Raw genomic sequence first — 22,867 nt, 5'->3', positions numbered from 1 at the left:
CAGGGTTAGCATGACTAGCAGGGTTAGCATGACTAGCAGGGTTAGCATGACTAGCATGACTAGCAAATCTGGTAATTCGAGTAATTCGTAGTTAAGTTTTATTTTATCTTGTTACTTTATCTTTGTTACTTTATCTTTGTTACTATATCTTTGTTCCTTTATCTTTGTTCCTCTGTTATTCTGTCTCCATTTACCCTGTCCCGCCCCCTTGACACCCCCTCTGTTCCTCTGTTACCCTGTCTCCTCCCCTGTTACCTGTTCCCGTTCCTCTGTTATTCTGTCTTCTTTTACCCTGTCCCCTACGTTTTATCCTCTCTTGGTTGATAGTCTTGAAGGGTTGAGAGGCTCATTTAATAGCTTGTCGATGTATAAAAATAGTTAAATAAACGCTTCTTAGAAAGTGAACTTATATAGAATAAAGGTGTTGGTCATCAATTAGTTACGATGATTGATGGGGCTTTAATATGTTTAAGCAAAATTTGTTTATTTATGTGACTTTTATTAACTTTGCACCCAATTTTAGGATAATGATACGGTATTATTAACATATTAAGTCATATCTTTAGTATGCGTTTATAAGTAAAAGCCACTGTAAACGACATAAATTAACCTGATAAAACGATATCCCAAACGAAATGTAATTATAAGAAAATGAAACTGAACGAAGAGAAAAAGGCTTATGTTGAGCCACAGATTACGATGTTTGCTTTGGCTGGGGATTGCCCAATCTTGGCGGGTAGTCCTCCTGTTAAAACGACTCCTATAGTAGTTCCTCCTACAGAGGACGATGATGATACAAACCTCGTACCAGAGAATTAATTAGGAGATGTAGGCTATTTAAATGTAAAAAACAAAACAAATTACCAACTCATGAAGTTAAATAATATTCGCAAGTGCAATGCTGGACGCAAATCAACAGCGGCACTCACATTTGCATGTCTTAGTGGACTGACTATCTTGGGACTGACTGCCTGCTCAGACAATGAACTTGATTCTACAAATGTTGGGCAGGATGGCACTGCCGTAAGATTTCAGGTAACTACTGCCGACAAGCAAGCTCAGCAGGCAGCAAAGGCTAACCCTAACTTTGCAATGACTCGTGCTGGTTATGCAGAGCAGCTACAGACACAGGGATTGACACCTGAAGACCTTGCAACACGCAAGATAGAAATCCCTGGTAACAGTAAGTATTGCCTTATAGAGAGTACGGTCGCTGGTATTGACGACGACTTTACAAACGATAATGCAGTGGCTACACGTGCTAAGATTACCACAACCGCTACGCTGGGCAAGTTCTCAGCCATCGCTTATCGTGGTAGTTCTGCAACAGGCATCAGCACCACTCCTTGGTTCTACAATGCTGAGGTAAATGCTAATGGTACACTCGCAACGACTCAACTTTGGTCATGGAGTGAGCCATACGCACGCTTCTATGCTGTTTATCCACAGGTAACAACATCATACAGTAAGCTAACATTATCTCCATCAACAAACACTTCAACTCCATACGTAAACATTGAGGTTGAACCAGGTGTACAGGATCAGAAGGACTTGATGACTGCTTGTACAGGTGAAACACCTATTCACTATGCAACCTTGGGTACTGCGCCTGCAGTTCCTTTGCAGTTCCAGCACGCAATGACCGCTATCCGCTTCAAGATTGGCGACCGCTTGTCAGGTACTCATAAGATTACAAAGATTGAGATTGTTGGTGCAAAGAGCAAGGGTAAGTTCACTTTGCCTTCATCAGTACAGGCTACTACTGGTGCATCTTTCAACAGTGCATGGTCTGATGTCAGCACTCCTGCAACCTTCACACTCAGTGGTATCAGCGTAAACACATCTGGTCATGTCAACGAGACTATCGTTGGTAAGGATGGTGATAGCTTCACATTCTACATGATTCCACAAACGTTGTCATCGGATGTCAAGGTAAAGGTTTACTTCGACAATCAAGCTTCTCCAGCTATCGTAGCACCATTCGCTGGTACTTGGAAGGCTGGTACAACAAAGACATACGCATTGTCACAGTCTGCTAATAACCTTAAATACACCTTCGAAGCTACTCCTAATCCAACTGAAGCAGCAAACACTGAAGGTGCAACTACATCATATCAGATTACATCATACGTAGACGATGATAAGCAGCATCGCCCTGTTAAATGGAAGGTAGTTAGCTATGACGCTGATGGAGATGGTACCTTCTCTATGAGTGAGAAGCCTGATTGGTTGACTATTCCTAATGAAGGCAGAACAACAACACAAGATGTTGAGCAATATACTGCTACCTTCAAAGCCAACCAACGTGACGTTTTGGCTGATTTCAACAATGCAATGAAGACTGCAGATTCTGTTACAAACTACAATCTTGCTAATGCTAAAGGTGATCCAGCTATAGAGAATACAGCAAACTGTTACATTATCAGTGCACCTGGTACATACCGTATTCCATTGGTTTATGGTAATGCTATTGAGGGAGGGATTACTAACGCTTCTGCATATACAAGTACAGCACCAGTTACTCACTTACCGAAACCAGGTGGCGGATATTATCCTGAAGACCTCATCTTACATACATTCGTTGATCATAACGATGATCCAATTACTTCTCCATATATCAACATACAGAATGCTTCAGACCAAGCAACAAGTGCAAAAGTTATTTGGGAAGATTGCCAGGACATCGTTACAGCCCCTACCGTTACAGGAAGTGGCGCAGACTCTTACCTTACCTTTACAATCAAGAAAGAGAACCTGCAGAATGGAAATGCCGTTGTTGCAGTAACAAATGCAGCAGGTAATAAGGTAATGTGGTCATGGCACTTATGGTTTACTCCTAAGAGTTCTCTTAAGAAAATTGCCGTTACCAGTGATGGGTCTGAATATAAGTTTATGACTGATAACCTTGGTTGGAAATACACCAAATGGACAGGTGGACTTAAGCGTGAAGTTGTTGTTAAGATAGAACAACAGGCTGAAACAGGCGAAAAGAAGACTGCTACTATTACGCTTAAGCAGGCTCCAGGCAATAATGTTCGCGAAGGATATGGAAATCTTTATCAGTGGGGACGTAAGGATCCACTGCCTGGTATCAATACAACAGGTTTTACCTTCGATAACAACTATGTAGAGATACCTAAAGATAAGGGAGATGAACCTGCTAATGTAATTAAGATGAAGACCCGTACTATTGGACGTAGTATTCAAAATCCAGGCATAATGCTTCCAAAAGTTGGTGGTGGTAAATTAGGCTGGCATTATCAACAGATTATTAATATGTGGTCTGCAAACAATAATAAGCTTGATGGTTCTGTTCGCAATAATGTAAAAACCATCTATGACCCTTCTCCTGTAGGTTTCAAGGTGCCTGATGCACATGCATTCATGGGCTTTAGCACGACAGGAGCTGTATGGAGCAATGGTTATGCATTCAAAGTTGATAACGATAAGGAAATCTACTTCCAAGCAGGAGGTGCCCGTTATGGTACAAGTGGAGCATTAACTGCTAATGGTACTGTTGGTTTTTACTGGCAATCAGTCCCTAAGCCTGATGGTGCTGGTAGTCTTGGATTTGGTTACCGTACATCAATGAAAGATGGTACAATAGCAACAATTAATTCTCCTGCAACAGATGACCTTGGTTCTTATGCGAATGGTTATGGTGTACGCCCAGTAGCAGAGTAAACATAACTTTTCATTATTATATAATTACAGCCTCTCAGACGCGAGTTTGGGAGGTTGTTTTGTGTTGTCTGGTGTAGGGGAGGTTATTTGCTTTTTAGAAGTTGCTGTCATTCCTGTCATGTTTTGTGGGCATGTAAGTGGTTTGTAGTCAACGAGATTAGGGTAAATGTTAAAAGTGACAGCAAAGAAAAATAAAACTAAATTAGGGGTTGAGGAGAAGGAAAGAGGGATCGTTCTATCCGTCCTGTCCATCTTAGCAAATAGAGCCGTCCTCACAAAATCAAGCCGTTCTATCCGTCCTGTCCGTCTTAGCAAATAGAGCCGTCCTCACAAAATCAAGCCGTTCTATCCGTTCTGTCCGTCTTAGTAAATAGAGCCATCCTCACAAATTCAAGCCGTTTTAGCAAACTTATCAAATGGAGCAATCATCGTAATTTGAGCAATTTGTGTAATTCGTAGTCAAGTGTTATTTTATCTTGTTACTCCCTTCTGTTCCTCTGTTACCCTGTCTTCTCTTATCCTGTCACCGCCCCTGTTACCTTTCTGTTTCCTCTGTTATTCTGTCTCCTCTTACCCTATCACCTCCCCCTTGTTACCCCTCTCCGTTTTTCTGTTACCCTGTCTTCTCTTACTCCGTCCCTCTGTTACCCTGTCTCCTCTTACCCTGTCCCTGCTTGGTTATTCTGTCTATAGGATAGTGTTAACTATTCGCAAAGTGAGTAAAAAACATGATAATAGTGTTTATTATTGTTAAATTATTGATATAAATTAAGTGTTATAGCTGTGTAAAGTGTTATCTTTGTAATAACAAAGCTACAGAAAAAACCGTAAGCGCATGAGTAGTCATGGATAACTTTTGGACAATACCTATTTAGTATAGGGAATACCTCTAATTTAAGGGACACCGTAAAGAGAATGAGAACTACACTGATATGTATATAAGATGAAAGGCTAATATATATTAAGCTGGAGTCCTAATATATATAGCATGGAGTTCCAATATATATAACATGGAGTCCTTATATATATAAGGTGGATCTCTACAATGTGAGAGCCCTTCATGGTGAGGGGAGCTTTTAGTGTAGGAGGGAGCTGCTGAAGACATAAATAGGTTTACCTAAGTCAGAATAAGATTATCAACAAATATATAAAATAACTAATGAGAAAAGGAAAGATTCTACCAGTAAGTGTTTTCCTATCTTGCTGCTCTTTGACCGCTTTTGCCAGCAGTCATGTCACTTCGGCTGACAACATTGGCAAGAACGTAATCATTGCAGCTACCAAGGCCAATGCCGCAAAGGTAATGGGGACACAGCAATCAAGTGGTGACGTGAAGGTTACCGGAACAATCGTTGACAACACCGGAGAGCCTGTCATTGGTGCTACTATCCGCGTAAAGGATTCGCAGAATGGTACCACCACCGACCTCGATGGTAAGTTTGAGATTACGACTCATAAGGGTGCTACCCTTATCATCAGCTATATCGGTATGAACACCGAGGAGGTGAAGGTAAGTGGTGATGCACCATTGAACATCACTTTGAAGGCTGAGGCTCATCAGATTGAGGAAGTTGTGGTAACCGCTTTGGGTATCAAGCGTTCAGAGAAGGCGTTGAGCTATAACGTTCAGAAGGTAGGCGGTGAGAACCTTACAACGGTTAAGAATCCTAACTTCATGAACTCCCTCGCTGGTAAGGTAGCCGGTGTGAACATCAATGCGTCATCAGCTGGTATGGGTGGTGCAGCGCGCGTTGTGATGCGTGGTCCTAAGTCAATTACCCGTAGCAACCAAGCATTGTATGTAATCGACGGTGTGCCAATCAACAACACCAGTCAAGGAGAGATTTCAGGTGGTGCGTTCAGTTCACAGCCAGGTTCAGAAGGTATTGCCGATATCAACCCAGAGGATATCGAGTCAATCAGCGTCCTCAGTGGTCCTGCTGCTGCTGCCCTCTACGGTTCAGCTGCTGCGCAGGGTGTCATCATGATTACCACGAAGAAAGGTAAGGAGGGTAAGGTAAGCGTGACAGTAAGTAACAGTTCACAGTTTGCTAACCCATTTATCATGCCAGAGTTCCAGAACTCATACGTAAACCGTGCTGGCGAAGTGAAGTCATGGGGTGCAAAGACTCCATCAGTCTATGGAAACTATGAGCCAAAGGACTTCTTCAATACTGGTACGAACATTCAGAACAACGTAGCTCTGACAGCAGGTACAGACAAGAACCAGACCTATATCTCAGTAGGTACAACGAATGCAAAGGGTATCATTCCTAATAACAGCTACGACCGTTATAACTTTGCATTCCGCAATACAACAACGTTCTTGCACGACAAGATGACTTTCGACTTCAACTTCAATTACATCAAGGAGCATGATAAGAACTTGACAGCACAGGGTCAGTATTTCAACCCATTGACCGCTGTTTATCTCTTCCCACGTGGTGAGAGCTTCGATGCCGTTCGTACTTACGAGCTTTATGATGCAGCCAGAGGTATCAACGTTCAGAACTGGAACTTCGGTGATGCGTTGAGTATGCAGAACCCATACTGGGTAGCCAACCGTATGGTTCGTTCAAACAATCGTAGCCGTTACATGGTTAGTGCAAGTCTTAAGTATAAGATCTTCGATTGGATGGACGTTGTGGGTCGTCTGCGTTGGGACGATGCTAACACAAAACAGCAGGACAAGCGTTACGCAACAACGACTAATCTCTTCGCACACTCAAACTATGGCTTCTATGGTTATGACAAGGTGAATGACCGTTCACTCTATGGCGACTTGATGTTTAATATCAACAAGACATTAAACGATTTCTCAGTATCAGCCAACCTCGGTGGTTCGTTCACACGCCATAAGTATAATGTAACAGGATTCCAAGGCGGTTTGAAGGCACCATCTAACCTGTTCACTCCAAACGCAATCGACTACGGTACGGCAACAGCTGACAATCGTCCTATCTTTACCGACAATGCTCACAAGGTGAACTCACTCTTTGCTAACGTCGAGTTAGGCTGGCGCAGTATGCTGTTTATGACCGTAACAGGTCGTAACGATTGGGACTCAGCTTTGGACGGTACCGACAACGTATCATTCTTCTACCCATCAGTAGGTATGTCAGCAGTCATCTCTCAGATGGCAAAGCTCCCATCATGGATAAGCTACATGAAGGTTCGTGGCTCATGGGCATCAGTAGGTTCAGCGATTTCTCCAAACATCACCTCACCATGGCGTTATCAGTATAACCCAGCGTCAGGTACTTATAGCACCGTAACTTATAAGTTCCCATCCAACTTCCGACCAGAGCGTACCAACTCTTGGGAGGCTGGTTTGACAACACGTTTCTTCAATAACGCATTGACCTTAGACGTCACACTCTATCAGTCAAACACTCGCAACCAGACCTTCCTTCGTCCTATCACAGGCGGTCAGGGCTTCTCTTCAGAGTATGTACAGACGGGTAACGTAAGAAACCGTGGTATTGAGCTCTCATTGGGTTATGGCCATTCATGGGGCGACTTTGCATGGAACACCAACTTCACTTACAGTGCTAACCGCAACAAGATTGTTGAGTTGCTCGACGATCCAAACGAGGTTATCAACCAAGGTGGTTTGAGTGGTGCTAACATCATTCTTAAGAAGGGTGGTACGATGGGCGACCTCTATATGACCAGCGACTTCAAGCGCGACGCAGAAGGCAACATCGCTGTAAAAGACGGATCCGTATCACAGGTGAATCTCTCTAATCCATCTTATCGTGGTTCAGTACTTCCAAAGGGTAACATCGGTTTCTCTAACGACTTCTCTTGGAAGGGTATCAACTTCGGCTTCGTTGTTACCGCACGTTTCGGTGGTATCGTAATGTCACAGACACAGGCGTTGATGGATGCTTACGGTGTGTCTAAGGCATCTGCTGACGCTCGCGACAAGGGTGGTATCGCAGTAAACAATGGTTTGGTATCAGCCGAGAAATACTATGCTGTAGTAGGTGGTGAGAACCCAATCTGGTCAGAGTATATTTACAGTGCAACCAACGCACGTATCCAGGAGGCACACCTTGCTTACACCTTCCCACGTCGAATGTTAGGCGGTATGGAGCTGACACTTGGTTTGACAGCCAACAACCTCCTTATGCTTTACAACAAGGCACCATTCGATCCAGAGGCAACAGCATCAACAGGTACCTACTATCAGGGCTTCGACTACCTCATGCAGCCAAGCCTCCGTTCACTTGGTTTCAATGTGAAGCTTAAATTCTAAACATTTAACCACTCATTTAATCGAAATATAAATGAAAAAGATTAATATATATAAAGCGGTCACAGCTTGCACATTCGCAAGTGTGCTGCTATGCTCAATGTCGTCTTGTACAGACGGATTCCAAGAGGCAAACCGTCCAGGAACGGGTGCTTCTCTCGAAGACTTGTCACGCGACAACTATCAAACCTCATCTTTCCTCGTACAGATGGAGAACGAGGCTTTCCCTGAGCAGGAGAATGCTTACCAGATGAACGAAGACCTTATCGGTAACTACTTAGGCCGTTACATGACATACGCTAATAATGGTTTCTCAGAGAAGAACTTTGCTCGTCTCAATGCACCTAATGGTTGGGTACGCTATCCGTTCAAGGATTCTATGACAAAGACGGTGTCTGCTTTCAAGGAGATTGCACGTGTGACAAAGAGCGAAGGACCAGTTTATGCTTGGGCTTTGATACTCCGTGCACAGTCGTTCATGCGTCTTACAGATATGTACGGACCACTCCCTATCGGTGCTGACGCTACTGATGGCAATGCTTACTCATCACAGGAGGATGTTTACAAGAGTCTCATTGCTGACCTCAACAAGGCAACTGACATCATCAAACCATTGGTTGCTGCCAACGAGAATATGACTATCGCTGATGGTCATGACAAGGTCTATCAAGGTAAGATGGCTAAATGGTTGAAGTATGCGAACTCTTTGAAGCTCCGTATTGCTATCCGCATCCGCTATGTTGAGCCAACATTGGCTAAGCAATTAGGTGAGCAGGCAGTACAGGACGGTGTCATCACAAGCAATGAGGACAACTGCGCTATAGCTTACACACCAAACGGACAGTATAAGACATCCGTAGAGTGGGGCGATAGCCGTGCTTGTGCCGACCTTGAGAGCTACCTCACAGGTTACAACGACCCACGTCTGACAAAGTTCTTTAAGCCTACAGAAGAGGCTGGCAACCGTGCTATTATCGGCTGTCGTGCCGCTGCAAAGATTGGTAATAAGACCACAGCAGGTAAGGCTTACTCTGCTGCTAACATCAAGCAGGACAGCAAGGGCGTATGGCTCACTGCTTCTGAGATGGCTTTCTGTCGTGCAGAAGGTGCGTTGGCAGGATGGAGTAATATGGGTGGTACCGCTAAGAGTCTCTATGAAGAGGGTGTGAAACTCTCCTTCGAACAGTGGGGTGCTGGCGATGCAACGACCTACTTGGCTGATAACACATCAACTGAGGCAAACTATGTCGACCCAATCAGCGACTACGGTGGGAATGTTAATGCTGTCAGCAATATCACTATCAAATGGGACGACTCAGCTACTGACGAGCAGAAGATGGAGCGTCTGATTACTCAGAAATGGATTGCAATGTTCCCTAACGGACAGGAAGGCTGGAGCGAAATCCGTCGTACAGGCTATCCAAAGGTGTTCCCTCTGGCACAGTCAACAGACTATAGCATCCAAGTTGCCAATCGTATCCCATTTGATATTGATGAGGCTACCAATAACAAGGCAAACTATATTAAGGCTGTACAGCTGTTAAAGGGTAATGACGACTATGCAACCAAGATGTGGTGGCAGCGTTAAACGATATCTATCATACAATAAACATTCGATAAAAAATGAAGAATTTAATAAAGATATTCTTGCTTTCAGCCTGCGCTGCAACGGCTTTCACAGCCTGCAGCGATTGGACTGAAACTGAGGCTAAGGACGGAGCTGACCTTACTCACTCAAATAAGTCGGAGGCTTACTATGCGCAACTCCGTAACTATAAGAAGACTGACCACTCTGTAGCTTTCGGTTGGTTTGGCAACTGGACAGGCTCTGGTGTTACCCACGAGAACTCTTTGGCGGGTCTTCCTGATAGTACTGACTTCGTTTCTCTATGGGGTAACTGGAAAAACCCTTCTGAGGCGATGCTGAAAGACTTGCGTTTTGTTCAGAAGACTAAGGGTACGAAGGTGCTCATCAGCTGCCTTGTTTTCGACATTGGCGACCAGATCACTCCTACCAAGACAGACTCTACGCTCACATGGAAAGAGTGGCGTCATAAGTTCTGGGGATGGGGCAACGATGAGGCTTCACAGATTGCTGCTACTGAGAAATATGCAAATGCTATCTGCGATACTATCGCTAAGTATGGCTATGACGGCTTCGACCTCGATGCTGAACCTTCATACGCCCAGCCTTTCCAAACCGATAAGGAGCTTTGGCAGAACGCTAAGGTGATGGAGGCTTTCGTAAAGACTATGGGCAAGCGTATCGGTCCTAAGTCGGGTACTGATAAGATGTTCGTTATCGATGGTGAGCCTGACGCTATGGCTGCTGAGTATGGCGAATACTTCAATTACTTCATCCTTCAGGCTTATAGCTCTTCTGGTAACAGTGATCTGAACAGTCGCTTTGCAACACAGGTTACTCACTTCCAGCAGTATCTCACACCGGAGCAGGTGGCTAAGAAGCTCATCGTCTGCGAGAACTTTGAGAACTATGCTGGTAAGGGTGGTGTAAACTTCTGGTTAGACAATGGTCAGGCTGTTCCTTCACTCTTAGGTATGGCCTACTGGAACCCAGTTTACAATAACGTAACCTACCGCAAGGGTGGTGTAGGAACCTATCACATGGAGTACGAATATAACGTGTCTGGAAAGACTGGCAACTATCCTTTCTTGCGTAAGGCTATTCAGATTATGAACCCATCAATCCAATAATCAAGACATTCAAATTATGAAATACAATATTTCTAAGCTTTTCGTCGGAGCTGTGGCTATGGCCTCTCTGACACTGCTGGGCGCATGTAACAATGCTGAATATTCGCCTCTTTCTAATCAGGCGTATATCGCACAGACCAATACTAACGGCAATTCAAGCCAGAATATTACTATCGGTACGTCGGCTGTCACTTCTTCTGTGAACGTGCGTCTGTCCGACCCTGCTACACAGGACTATACTTTCGAGATTGTAGCTGACACAACAGCTCTGGCTGAATACAACCAGCGTAACGAGACTTCTTACAAGGCGCTGCCTGCTAATCTCTACTCTCTCTCTTCTAATGAGGTGACGATTGAGAATGGTAAGTCGGTCTCTTCTGAGGTGACACTGACAATCAACCCATTGACACAGGCACTGAAGGACAGCGGTCTGAAATATGCTGTTGCCCTCCGTCTGAAGAGTAAAGATGGTAAGTATGACGTCTTGAACTCTGGTAGTACTATGGTTTACGTCCTCGATCAGGTTGTTTATCAGGCTGTGCCAATCGTTAACTCTACGCATAACATCCACTTCGCAATGCGTCAGACCTATAACCTTTCACAGTGGACTGTCGAGATGAACGTGAACATCAGTAAGCTCGGTACGGCGCTTGGCGAACTTAACAACCAGACGCTCTTCGGTGCATGGGGTAATGATGGTGGCGAGATTTATACTCGCTTCGGTGATGCTCCTATCGAGGGTAACCGTTTGCAGATTAAGACGCAAGGTACACAGATGAACAGTAAGCAGCTCTTCAACGAGAACCAGTGGTATCACCTCGCATTCGTTTGCACAGGGACAAAGCTCTACCTCTATGTTAACGGTGTGCTTGATAACTCTATGGACCTCCCTGGTAAGACAACTAACCTCAGCAACACCTTTAACTTCGGTAACACAGACTACCTCAAGGCTAACGTGAAGGTGAGTGAGTTACGCTTCTGGACAGTGGCTCGTACACAGGCTCAGATTGCTAATAACATGTATGCTTGTGACGCTAAGAGCACCGACTTGGAGGCTTATTGGAAGCTCAACGAGGGTCAGGGCGATACCTTCAAGGACGCTACTGGTCATAACAACACAGGTAAGTGTGTAGCTGTTCCTACTTGGGAGCAGAACGTAAGAATCGATGGTAAATAAGTCAAAAGGAAACTCAAATATGAAAATAAACGTATTCAAGTCAGTGCTGGCAGCCTCTTTGGTTGCTGCCACACTGGCATCTTGTCAGAGCGAACCAGAAGTTGGTAGCACGCTCTACCCTACTGCAGAAGAAAACTACTCTGCAAAGGCATATCTCTACACTGGTAGCAGTGAGGGCAACAAGGTGTCGCTTGCAGGTGAGAAGTCGGCAACAGCTGTTACCTTGACAGGTGATAGCGCACAGTTCTACGTAAGACTGTCTTCTCCATCTGAGAAGGATGTTACTGTTACATTGGCTGCTACATCTGACGGTGTTGAGGCTAACAGTAGCGAAGAGGTGATGAGCACTGACGCAATCCGTCTTAACAAGACATCTGTTACCATCGCAAAGGGACAGCTGACCTCTGAACCCATCACTGTTAAGTTGGTCAATGGCGATGCACTCAAGAATCTGACAATGTTGAAGAACGGTGTGACATCTGTTGTTATGAAGAGTGTTGATGGAGCTGAAACAGCAAAGACAAGTACTAAGGTGGTTGTAGCAACTAACTTCACCTTCGATAACATCAATGCATCTGGTACGCTCAATGCAGACAAGCAGATTGCATTGAACGAATATCAGATGTCAACTACACTCAGCAGTTCTAATGCAGCAAAGTTGAATGATGGCGATAACAACACCTATGTGTATTCATATACCTATTATGAACCAGAGTTTACAATGGCATTCAATAGCACAAAGGAACTGATTGGTGTTGGTATCCTTTGCAACTACACAAGCTACGGATATGGTGTGAAGAAGGTGGCTGTAGCTACCAGCTTAGACGGTAAGACATGGACAAACATGGGTACTGCCACTGCAGCCTCAACCTATGATGATGATACTCCATTCCCAATTGTATTTAATACTCCAGTAACATGTAAGTTTGTTAAGCTGACAATCCTCCAGAGCTTTGACGAAAGCGAGAACCCACGTTTCTTGATTGGTGAGATTGGTGCTTACGAGTATCTTGATTGGAGCTTATGAGTAAGCGTTAACTTCTATCCGCTCATAGTAGCGCATACAGATTTAGCCTCCGAAGTATTCATTACTTCGGAGGCTTTTTTGTTTAATCTAAATATAATTCATCATTCACAATCCATCATTATTCAAACGAAGTTCTCCTCAGTACGTCATAATTATGATAACCAATATCAACTGTCGTTTATTGCTACAAACAACTCGTAAACTAATCTACTTGTCAACTACCAACAAAGAACTACGAATTTCTCTAATTGTACGAATTGTTATAGCTAAGCTATTCGTACCATTCGAAAAATTCGTAGTCATTAAAGCTACAAATCATATAGTTCAAAGCTCAAATCCAAATATTCAAAGTTTATAATTACTACTATAAGCTGTGATTTATCGTTGCAAGCAACTGGTTAACTTGTCCACTTGTCAACTACTAACAAAGAACTACGAATTTCTCTAATTGTACGAATTGTTATAGCTAAGCTATTCGTGTCATTCGAGAAATTCGTAGTCATTAAATGTACAACTCATATAGTTCAAAGCTCATATTCCAATATTCGCAGTTTATAATTACTACTATGAGCAGTGATTTAGCGTCGCAAGCAACTGGTAAACTTGTTAACTTATCAACTACCAACAAAGAACTACGAATTTCACTAATTGTACGAATTGTGATAGTCAAGTAATTCGTGTCATTCGAGCAATTCGTAGTCATTAAAGCTACAAATCATATAGTTCAAAGCTCAAATCCAAATATTCGCAGTTTATAATTACTACTATAAGCTGTGATTTATCGTCGCAAGCAACTGGTTAACTCGTCCACTTGTTCACTCGTCTACTTGCCCACATACCAAGAATAGAAAGCATATTCTCCGCAAGTTTGCGGAGAATAATTGCTTTTTTCTCCGCAAAGACTTGTCATTATAGCAAAAAAGTTGTAAGTTTGTTGCACTAAAACAGAGGTCTATGAAGAATCAATATATATGGTAGAATGCAGATTTGTGTAAGTTGACATGGCAAGACAACGCCCTTACTGACAACAACAACTGGCCCTTCTACTAACTGGCCTTTCCCCCTCTATAACTAATCATCAACACCCAACACCCAACACCCAACACCCACCTTTAACTATAACGTTCTGTGAATTCTGTATGCCGGAGGCGTTCTGTGGGTTCGAAACGTGCGCAAAAAGGTTCTGTTAAATCTGTGTATTCTGTGAGAGAAAAACTTACCCCACGAATTAATACGTGCGCTTAAAACCTCCGTGAACTTTGTGTGCTCTGTGAGAGATAAAACTCCCCAGCGTGAGAGAAAAACCTCCCCCCTTCCCCTTCTCATGCCCTTCCCGATTGCAGAAGGGCCTTAACAACAATTCAGAACATGCCCTTCTTGCACGCAGAACATGCCCTTCTTGCCCCAAGAAGGGTATGTTCTTGAAGGGTACTTATAACATTCTGATTTCTTGTAGGTTACAGGCTTGATTAAAGTCGATGTCGTCCCCTTGTTCTAAGGACAAAAATTTACGTTTTATGTAATGCGCAGCAGGAAGTAAGCAAATGACTATCTTTACTCAGAACCACAGATAAAATCATACGATGTAATACGCCATAGGAGATAAGCGCATGATTATCTTCACTCAGAACCACAAGTAAAACCATACAAAATAATCTGCCATAGGAGATAAGTGCATGACTATCTTTACTCGAAATTAAAGATAAAGCCATACGAGGTAATACGCCATAGGAGATAAGCGCATGATTATCTTCACTCAGAACCACAAGTAAAACCATACAAAATAATCTGCCATAGGAGATAAGTGCATGACTATCTTTACTCGAAATTAAAGATAAAACCATACGAGATAATACGCAGCAGGAGGTAAGCACATGTGATGAGTGCTTACCTCCTACCGAATTGTAATTATCCAGAAAGATATTATTTACATTATTGTTTATTTCAAAAGAGAATCGAGGACAGCTGGGAAATTCTTTGCTTTAGCCTTCAAGTTCAGCAACAGAGCTTTCTCTGTTTCATCTACTTGACCGTCAGCGCCAATCTTTTCAGACAGCATCTTCACTTCTTCTTCGTCGATTTCGCCATCTGCAAGAATATTGTCAGATATTGCTTCAACAAAGAACTCCTTCCATTCTGGAGCATTGTTCTCACCAGAAACAGCGTCGTTGAGCTCGAAGAGGAAGGCTACCTCTTCTGCATCAATTACTCCGTCAGCATAAAGCACTTTGCGTAGTTGCTCTACTTCCTCCTTGTCTATTTTGCCATCAGCAAGTAGACTCTTCTTCAATTCATCTAAGTTTTCCATAATTTTGAAATGTTATGATATTTAATTCTACTTATCTCTGTAAGCTAAGGTGATATGATCACCAACGCAAAATGCGTTTAGATAAATAATTCTCTATAAATGCCAAGGGCAATAAATGCGATGGCTAAGATACGACACAGCATGATTAATGCCTTTCGGTCATGTTTCTTTTTGATACGTCCATTGATGAAAATGGGGAGTACAAGCCATAAAATGACTGCGAGAATTATGTATATCAGCATGATAATTCGTTTTGTATGAAGGTGTACTCATCTATTGATTTGAGTACACCCTCATGTATAAAGTGAGTGAAGGTATTAGCGAATTAGTCCCTGTCGGTACATTTCATTGACACGCTTCTGGACTTCCTCATAGCGAGAACCCAGTTTATGCCTACGCGTCACACCATTACCGTATGTTCCTCTGATAACATCCTTTGCTGTTTCTTGAACAGAGTTAGCTGGTTCAGCTGCCGTTGGCTCGGTATTGCTTGACGTCCCAAGATTATCCGTAGACGCTGTCTGCTGGTCTGTCGTTGTGTTAGCAGTAGTGTTATTAGCTGAGGTATTGTTTGAAGGTGTCGTGGTTTCGCTAACAGAATTGTCTTCGGCTGCCGTTTCGTTAGCAGTCTCTGTGGCAACGTTGTTGCCGTCAGCTTCAGGCTTCACCTTAGTTGTAGAGTCAGCTTGGGCCGTCTGTGTAGAGTCTTTCTGGGTATCCGTACTGTCGGTCTTAGCCACAGTAGTAGTGTCCTGAACGTCGTTCCCTTGACTGTTGTTGTACAGGTAATAGCCACCACGAAGAAGTGCTGCAAGAACAAATGCAGCCAACCATTGCTTCCAATTTCCACCCCTCTTACTGCCTTCAGCATTGGTTGTAGGCTCTGTAGGAGGAGGTGGGGTAGGTGTTGGTTCCTGTTGGGACGCAGACGACTGCACCTCAGGCGTCACCTCTGTTGTGGGTTTCTCCTCTGGCTGAGACGTCTTTGTCCTCAGTGTAACCTTCCTTTTAATTTCAACCATATTAGTCGTTGCATATAATTGCGAAGCCTGGTATCTCATCGAAAGCAGTACCAAGATCCATTACGCGGCTCTCATTCTTGAGCGCATAGCTGCCACCGTTGTTTTTGATAGAGCATACGCAATAAACGTGACCAGTCTCCTTTGCGTCGGCCAATACCTCGAGGTAATCACCAGAGTCGCTCTGAAGTTCAACACGACCGCCCTCGTCAGCGTAAGTAATATCGAGCTGCTCGATTGCTGCATTGTAGTTGATGATGCAAACGTAAGCGCTCTCGATTTCGTCAAGACTGGCAACGTTGATCTGTTCAGTCTCCTCACCACCCTCTGAAGGTTCCTTGTTATCGCCTAAGTGAAGCATGAATGGGAACTTATCTAATGCGCCGAGGTCGCTCTTTCTACCACGATACTCATTAGAGAAGACGCCACCCACTTCGCCATCCTTCTTCTTAAAGAAGATGCAAAGGTCTAAGTCTGTTGGTGAGTTCCATAACAACTTAACTTTGAGCTTACCTGAGAATGTGAAGGCACACTCCTCCTGCTTTTTACGAAGAGTAATCTTTTTCTTTAATGTTACTTCTGCCATAATTACTAATTGATTAAATGTTTATTGTATGTGAATGCTAAAAATCAAAATCATTGTCAGTGCCTCTTGCTGTCTTCCCTCTGTTTGTCTTGCCCTTGACAGGAGGCTTTTTCATGTCAAAGAAATCATCTTCATCGGTCGACTTCTTTGTTGATGAACCAGTAGATGTCGTACGCTGAGGGTCGGAAATGGCGGTGGAGTGGGTGCTGCCACTTGTCGTCGTCGTTGCCTTACCACCTGTTTCAAAGAAGTCATCACCCTGTGTTTCTTCTTTTGTTATTGTAGAGGAGGATTCTGCATACGCCTGTTCAGCATTGGAGACGGTGTTAGAATAGCCACTCGATGTGGTCGTTGTCTTACCGCTTGTCCCAAAGAAATCATCTTCTTGATGCTGAGAATTGCGGTTGCTAACAGTCCGAACAGGTTGTGTCCTGCTTTCGCTTACGGTTTGACTCTGAAAGGCAGTCTCGGCATCGAATATCTGTTTGAATAGCAGTTTCAGGTCGTTACGATGTTCAGGATACTCCCTCTGCAATTCTGTCAATAAGTCTTTTGCCTCATCCCAATTCTTGTCAACGATGAAGTCTTTGACCTCATGGACAGCATCTTTGTATCGTTTCTCAGCCTGTAAGGTAGCGAGCTTCTCTTCAGCACGGGCAACATTCTTACGGAGGTTCTCGTCCTCACGCATCCTGAGTGCCTCATGACCATAGGTAACTACTTTATCCCAATCCTCGTCGAAGAGGGCCGAATCAATCTGACGTTTAAGCTTTTGCCATCTCTCCTCCTCTTTATCAAAGTCGAGCTTTGCCGCTTTCAGTCGTTCAACCCTTTCTGTCCACTTACGTTGGTAGACGGTGTCTGTGTCAATCAGCTCGTTACACAAGGATATAGCAGTGTCGAAGTCCTTAGCCTCCTCAGCCATCTGGTATTGCTTAATGAGGTCTGTAACACGTTGTTCATGCGCCTCCTGCTCTTGTTCTATCTTCTGTATTCGCCCCTGTGCCTCCTTGTTCTCGTTGTCAATAGCCTGTACCTTCCTAAGCTCGTCAAGTGCCTCTTTGTAGTATTGTTGTGCCAGGAACATGTCAGCACGAGTAAGATATTTCTCAATCAAGGTCAGCGAGTCAATCTTTTCTCTTGCTGCTTGGTGGATACGTTCAGCCTCTTTAGAGTTCGGCATCAGGTTCAATGCGGCATCACTCTGCGATAGTGCTTCTTGCCATTGCATAGCCTCAAAGCTCTTTTGTGCTCGCTGAATGATACTTTTATATTGCTCCTCTTTCACCTTCTTCTCCGACATGAGTCGTGTAGCCTCAGCCTTCTTCTGCTTTGCCTCTTGGTCGTCAGGATTATGTTGAAGTGCGATGTCGGCCCAATCTAACATCTGGGCATAGTCTTGCTTCTTCTCATAATCATAGATATTGGCCATCGCCTCTTTATACTTATTCTCTGACTCGTGCGCAGCTCTATCCTTTTCTTCCTGTTCAGCCCTCTGTCGTTCGGCCTCAACTCTTCTTGCCTCTTCCTCTTGTGCAAGTCTTCGGCGTTCTAATTCAGTCTCACCATTGGCGATGGCTACACGGGTTGCCTCTGAAAACTGGTCGCAATCTATTGCAGAATAGACTGCAACAATATGTGGGAGTTCGGAGTCCTTAAAGAAAATATAGTTCTTGTCAGGTAGGGCGTAACGCTCTTTGATAGCTCTGATAAACTGTTCGTTTGTAAAAGTGTTTCCTAAGAAAACAACTCCTTTGAGCTTTCCTGCAGGTATGTTGATTTTGTTGATGAAATTAGTTATCTCTCTGATGATATCATCGACAATGCTACGTGTATGCTTGTCGATATCATCTTTTAAGACAACAGCGTCGTATGTGTTAGGGAGTTGAGAGAATTTAATGTTGTTAATGTGGACAGGACGGTATGGACCTGCATTCTCTAACTTGTCTATCCACTGGTCGACATACTGATTGAGACAGAGATATTCACGTTCAAGGTCTTCTTCTGTGTCGAGGAAATGTTGGCGTTGATTGATACTCTTGATAACACTCTCCAACAAGGCCCTGCCTCTGAGGTCGGTTCCCATACCAACAAGACTATCCTCAGCCTTCCTTAACAGGATACCTTCTGTGCGCTCATACACAGAATAGGTGAGATTTTCGTTGCAAGCATTGAGCAGTACATAGAACCCATCTTCCGCATATTGTCCTTTCTTGAAAGCAAGTTCTAAGGCAAGTTGTCCGATACGGGCAACCGACTCTTTTACGGTGAACTTGTTTCCTTCCAGTACGTCTTTTAGGAAGACAAGACGGGCTGCATCAGAGATGTCCTTAGAGAAAGAGATATAAGTCTCTACCTCTCCTCCATTGTCATCGACAGCGTCTCTTAACTCGTCAAGAATACCTGAGGCCTTAAATATCTTGTACATCTCCTGCTTTCGACCGTAGCGTATGAATGAGGCGGTCGTATCAGGAATTAGATCAAAGACATTACCATAATATTGAAGTTCATTATTATGGTAATGTTGCTTATTATCTTTACCATAGACAATAGTGTCGTTGACTCTATCTTCATAGAAGTAAAGCCAGAAACGGTCCTCCCCGTTAGGAGGAGTTATGGGACGTGGCACACCATCGATGCAAACTGCACCGATGATGTACCATTTATCTATGTATAAAGTAAGAACCTTCATTAATGTTTATTGATTGAATGCTTTCTTTATTAATGTGTCTAAGAAGCAAGCACCTTCTGCTATGATGATTGGCTGATGATAGGTGAAGTCGTCGCCTTGAGTCCTACGTGCCTTGCGGTACTCATCATCATTATTGCAGATATAGCTTGTGATTCTGTTCGGGAGGTCTGCAAGTTCCTCTCGTAAATTGTCTGCTTGTGGATAGAGACGAGTCTTTTGACTGACAAAGTCGATGAATATCTCCATAAATTTCTCAAAGTTTGTTACTCCTGAGAAGTCGAATTTATTCATCTCATTTGCAAAGTACTCACCCGTAAGCTCATCTTCTGTCTGGAGCTCTTTAGGCGTACCATCATTCATGATGTACTTGACGCCAGTCTCACCACAGATGTCTGAATCAACCTCTTGTTGCTTCTTTATGAGCTCCTTAGCGTCAACAAGTCCCATTGCCACCTCGGCCTTGTTGTTTATCTCAATCTCATCTCGGTATTTCACCTCCAAGTTCTTTTCTGTAACAAGGTTTACACCAGCATTGAGACATTTCTCATAATACTCGTTTGTCACCCTTTGTGTTGCCGAACTTCTGAGCCAATGGAAGAGTCTACCACCCTTACCAAAGGAGAGAACATCAACCCTTCTGATATGGTCCATCTTCTCTGTTTTGATAGTCTTACCTATCAGCATGCCAGAATAGAAGAGCAGCAGACCTGTCACGTAGGCTGGGATTGTGAATACAAACCTCGCATTATTGTTGATAGAAGAGTAGAACTCCTCGTAGTCGTTTTCGCTCTTTAATTGGTCGAAGATACTGTTCAGATAGTAAGGTGCCTTTGATGGCTGTGTCAGAACTTCCTTGATGTTAGCAACAAAGACCTTTGTCTTCCTTCCTTCATGGAAACTAACTAACGCCTGACGGAATGACTCTGACTTGATGACCGCATTGAAGAAGACTCCAGCGGCTATGCGGACAGAACTCTCCCGATAGAGTGACGACTTGTTGCCGTTGTTCTGGTCTTTGGCAAGGAGTAGGATATCACTCGTACTTCCACCGACATCAATACCGAGGAACATGTTGTCCTTGTTCAGTCCGAAGTCACGTGAAAGGGCAAAGCTACAGACAGCCTCGGCCTCAGTAGTTAGTTCTCTACCTAATTGTGGTTGACGTCCTCCTGTAATAGGGGTCATTCGGCATAGCTCTTCAAAGATTTTCTCAAGCTCGGCACTGTCGGCCTCCATCATCGAACCAGGGTAACTCCATCGCAGCTCTTCTGGCCGTATTCGCTCCTCTTTATAAAGGTATGCGCAGGTTTGCAGCCATATAGACTTCAGGAAAGCACGCTTCTTTTGCAAGCCTTTATCATTGTCCAGCCACTTCATATTATAGTGTAACGTACCAGCTTGAGTCTTGATTTCATACTGGTTCATCTCCTTCACAAAGATATTCGGTCTGTTTACAGGGACGCCACCAGCGATTTCCTCTGATTCATTATAGCAGTTATACCTTGTGTCATGTTCGTGGAGCCAAGACTTAACCTGTCCGTTCTCGGATACATAGTTGGTAAAGAACAGTAGCTCATTATTCTCTGCTATAGAGCGGGTATCGCTGTTCTCTTTACCTACAAGCACTGTTCTATAATTCTTAAACTCAACTGGGTTAGCCCCTCTGTCGCCTGCATTATAATATACACAGGTGTTGTTACTTCCAAAGTCTATACCTACTACGGCAGTACCGTTTAGGTCTATTGTACTCTTGTCGACTATCACGTCCTGACGGAAGATGAGGTAGCCTGCGTGAACATCACGGCCTGTGTCTTTGACAAAAGCAGACAGTCCGGCTAAAGGTTTGTTAGCACAGATGATGTTATACTTAGGTAGTTCTTCACCTTGTCCGGCTGGATAAGTAATCAGCTTCTTGACCTTTATCTGTATATCTTCGTCTGCTGAAGGTTCGTAATCGGCTGTCCAAAACTTTTCGTCAATGGTCCTTACAAACTCACCCTGCCATTTGAAGATAGGTTGGAACTGCTCTTGAGCATCGGCGGTAAACTCTGAATAGAGGTAATACTTGTCCCATCTCTCTGATACAAAGTCTGGCCACATAATCACCTTACCCAGATCTGTAATCCAATCAATCTCATACTCACGGGTATTCAACGTCACTTTCTGACCGTCAATCTCTACAATCAGTGTTACTGCTAACTGTCCTGCGTCTGTGATAACACCTGTAAGTGAGGTGTTACCGCTCTCGTTGTACCCTAACAGACCACGTAGATTATTCTTGAAGATATCTATACCTCTTTCTGAAAGTGGGAGTGTGAAATAGCTCATACTGCCGTCTTTTAGTTCCTTGACCCTTAGGTAGAATACCGGAGCATCAGACAGTTTTGGACGTGTATCAGCATCCTCAGCCCAACCAATGACGAACTTGTCATCGCTAAGAAGGTCCTGAATGTCACCGATGAGCTTGTAGTCTCCATTATTGGTATAGGTGAAGGTGTAGTCTGGTTTAAGGTAGACTGGCACATCACTCTTAAGGAGAAGTGAGAAAGGACACTCCAGATTGCCATATTTAGCGATAGGTCCTTTATCGCGAAGGTTACCGCCACCACAATATAACAACTCCTGTTCCCATTTACGACTCATCTGTTTAAAGCCGTCGATGGATATAGGTTGTTTACCACCTCTTTGCGAATTAATCTTCTTCTCGAACTCCTCAAGGTTGCTATTCATATTCTTTATGAACAAGTAGACCTTTTGTAACTGGTCTGGGGAGAGGTATCTCGTTGGGTCTTCAAACTTTCCATCACGATACCACTCTATGTCACTGGCATCATCACCGAGGTTGGCATAGTTGACACCAGTGAAGACTCCTGTCATAGGGGAGGTACCACCGACCAAATGGTCACGGTAGTAGATGAGGTGAATAAACGGTTGTTCGTCAGGGTTCTTAGCAAGTTTATCTTGATTGCCCCACACGTCCTTATCTTCAAAAAGCATACGACCGAATGCGGCAGCGATATCATATTCATCTCCCTTAACGTCCATCTTGATAGGATTAGAGAACCGAATACGATCAGGGAACAGTGCGATGGTTGCTAACAGACCCTTCCATTCACCATAGAGCATGTCATAGAACTGCTGTAAGCCAGACGCTTTAATATTTGGGTCGGGGCTTGCAATTGTCTGCAAGGCAAACTTGAAGAGTTTAGCACGTGCCCATGGTGTAGGAACACCAGAGATGAGTGCAGCAAGTTTCTCCGCTGTCAACCCTTCTAATATCTTTCCTGTTTCAATACCTTGGATGTAGGACGAAGCCATGTTAAGCTCGTTCCACTGACCTTGAGTTCCTGTTGTCAGGTTGGTATAACTCTTTATCAATAATGCTTTAGACATAACTTCCC

The 22,867-nt window shown here is 43.8% G+C and carries 12 protein-coding genes; 7 read left to right on the top strand and 5 right to left on the bottom strand.

The genetic code is table 11. The features are described 5' to 3' along the window. Positions 1–651: 651 nt before the first annotated feature. The 7 genes from CHB62_RS14800 (at position 652) to CHB62_RS02640 (ending at position 12,861) form a co-directional block, all read left to right on the top strand. Entirely contained in the window at positions 652–819 is a 168-nt protein-coding gene (locus CHB62_RS14800) for a hypothetical protein (protein WP_167386084.1), read from the top strand. 51 nt (positions 820–870) lie between these two features. Then, entirely contained in the window at positions 871–3,684 is a 2,814-nt protein-coding gene (locus CHB62_RS02665) for a fimbrillin family protein (protein WP_089365600.1), read from the top strand. Positions 3,685–4,843: 1,159 nt separating this feature from the next. After that, the gene (locus tag CHB62_RS02660; RefSeq protein ID WP_089365599.1) at positions 4,844–7,945 is read left to right on the top strand and encodes a SusC/RagA family TonB-linked outer membrane protein; all 3,102 of its coding nucleotides are present in this window, start codon (positions 4,844–4,846) and stop codon (positions 7,943–7,945) included. Between the two features lie 31 nt (positions 7,946–7,976). Further along, positions 7,977–9,530 carry a RagB/SusD family nutrient uptake outer membrane protein gene (locus CHB62_RS02655; RefSeq protein WP_089365598.1) on the top strand — a complete coding sequence of 518 codons (1,554 nt, stop codon included), beginning with the start codon at positions 7,977–7,979 and terminating at the stop codon, positions 9,528–9,530. A 35-nt stretch (positions 9,531–9,565) separates the two neighbouring features. Continuing rightward, complete coding sequence (locus CHB62_RS02650) at positions 9,566–10,657, top strand: glycoside hydrolase family 18 (RefSeq protein WP_089365597.1); 1,092 nt, start codon at positions 9,566–9,568, stop codon at positions 10,655–10,657. A gap of 16 nt (positions 10,658–10,673) precedes the next feature. Continuing rightward, complete coding sequence (locus CHB62_RS02645) at positions 10,674–11,834, top strand: BT_3987 domain-containing protein (protein ID WP_089365596.1); 1,161 nt, start codon at positions 10,674–10,676, stop codon at positions 11,832–11,834. 19 nt (positions 11,835–11,853) lie between these two features. Continuing rightward, positions 11,854–12,861, top strand: coding sequence for a discoidin domain-containing protein (locus tag CHB62_RS02640; RefSeq protein ID WP_089365646.1), 1,008 nt, complete (start codon positions 11,854–11,856; stop codon positions 12,859–12,861). A 1,939-nt stretch (positions 12,862–14,800) separates the two neighbouring features. On the opposite strand, the gene CHB62_RS02635 is transcribed toward CHB62_RS02640, so the two are convergent. The 5 genes from CHB62_RS02635 to CHB62_RS02615 form a co-directional block, all read right to left on the bottom strand. Further along, entirely contained in the window at positions 14,801–15,169 is a 369-nt protein-coding gene (locus tag CHB62_RS02635; protein ID WP_089365595.1) for a tellurite resistance TerB family protein, read from the bottom strand. 317 nt (positions 15,170–15,486) lie between these two features. Beyond that, positions 15,487–16,191: a hypothetical protein gene (locus CHB62_RS02630; RefSeq protein WP_102048277.1), complete on the bottom strand. Its 705-nt coding sequence runs from the start codon at positions 16,189–16,191 to the stop codon at positions 15,487–15,489. A gap of 1 nt (position 16,192) precedes the next feature. Next, entirely contained in the window at positions 16,193–16,774 is a 582-nt protein-coding gene (locus tag CHB62_RS02625) for a hypothetical protein (protein WP_089365593.1), read from the bottom strand. Between the two features lie 37 nt (positions 16,775–16,811). Beyond that, entirely contained in the window at positions 16,812–19,466 is a 2,655-nt protein-coding gene (locus CHB62_RS02620) for a coiled-coil domain-containing protein (RefSeq protein ID WP_089365592.1), read from the bottom strand. A 6-nt stretch (positions 19,467–19,472) separates the two neighbouring features. Then, a complete protein-coding gene (locus tag CHB62_RS02615; RefSeq protein WP_089365591.1) occupies positions 19,473–22,859 on the bottom strand; it encodes a hypothetical protein in 3,387 nt (1,128 codons plus the stop codon). Between the last annotated feature and the right edge of the window lie 8 nt (positions 22,860–22,867).

The sequence above is a fragment of the Prevotella jejuni genome, assembly GCF_900187995.1.
Lineage (GTDB): Bacteria > Bacteroidota > Bacteroidia > Bacteroidales > Bacteroidaceae > Prevotella > Prevotella jejuni.
This window is presented reverse-complemented; position numbering and strand designations above follow the sequence as displayed.

Excerpts from the sequence above, each read along its gene's own strand:
- CHB62_RS14800 (WP_167386084.1), top strand. The coding sequence starts at position 652 with ATGAAACTGAACGAAGAGAAAAAGGCTTATGTTGAGCCACAGATTACG.
- CHB62_RS02665 (WP_089365600.1), top strand. The coding sequence starts at position 871 with ATGAAGTTAAATAATATTCGCAAGTGCAATGCTGGACGCAAATCAACA.
- CHB62_RS02660 (WP_089365599.1), top strand. The coding sequence starts at position 4,844 with ATGAGAAAAGGAAAGATTCTACCAGTAAGTGTTTTCCTATCTTGCTGC.
- CHB62_RS02655 (WP_089365598.1), top strand. The coding sequence starts at position 7,977 with ATGAAAAAGATTAATATATATAAAGCGGTCACAGCTTGCACATTCGCA.
- CHB62_RS02650 (WP_089365597.1), top strand. The coding sequence starts at position 9,566 with ATGAAGAATTTAATAAAGATATTCTTGCTTTCAGCCTGCGCTGCAACG.
- CHB62_RS02645 (WP_089365596.1), top strand. The coding sequence starts at position 10,674 with ATGAAATACAATATTTCTAAGCTTTTCGTCGGAGCTGTGGCTATGGCC.
- CHB62_RS02640 (WP_089365646.1), top strand. The coding sequence starts at position 11,854 with ATGAAAATAAACGTATTCAAGTCAGTGCTGGCAGCCTCTTTGGTTGCT.
- CHB62_RS02635 (WP_089365595.1), bottom strand. The coding sequence starts at position 15,169 with ATGGAAAACTTAGATGAATTGAAGAAGAGTCTACTTGCTGATGGCAAA.
- CHB62_RS02630 (WP_102048277.1), bottom strand. The coding sequence starts at position 16,191 with ATGGTTGAAATTAAAAGGAAGGTTACACTGAGGACAAAGACGTCTCAG.
- CHB62_RS02625 (WP_089365593.1), bottom strand. The coding sequence starts at position 16,774 with ATGGCAGAAGTAACATTAAAGAAAAAGATTACTCTTCGTAAAAAGCAG.
- CHB62_RS02620 (WP_089365592.1), bottom strand. The coding sequence starts at position 19,466 with ATGAAGGTTCTTACTTTATACATAGATAAATGGTACATCATCGGTGCA.
- CHB62_RS02615 (WP_089365591.1), bottom strand. The coding sequence starts at position 22,859 with ATGTCTAAAGCATTATTGATAAAGAGTTATACCAACCTGACAACAGGA.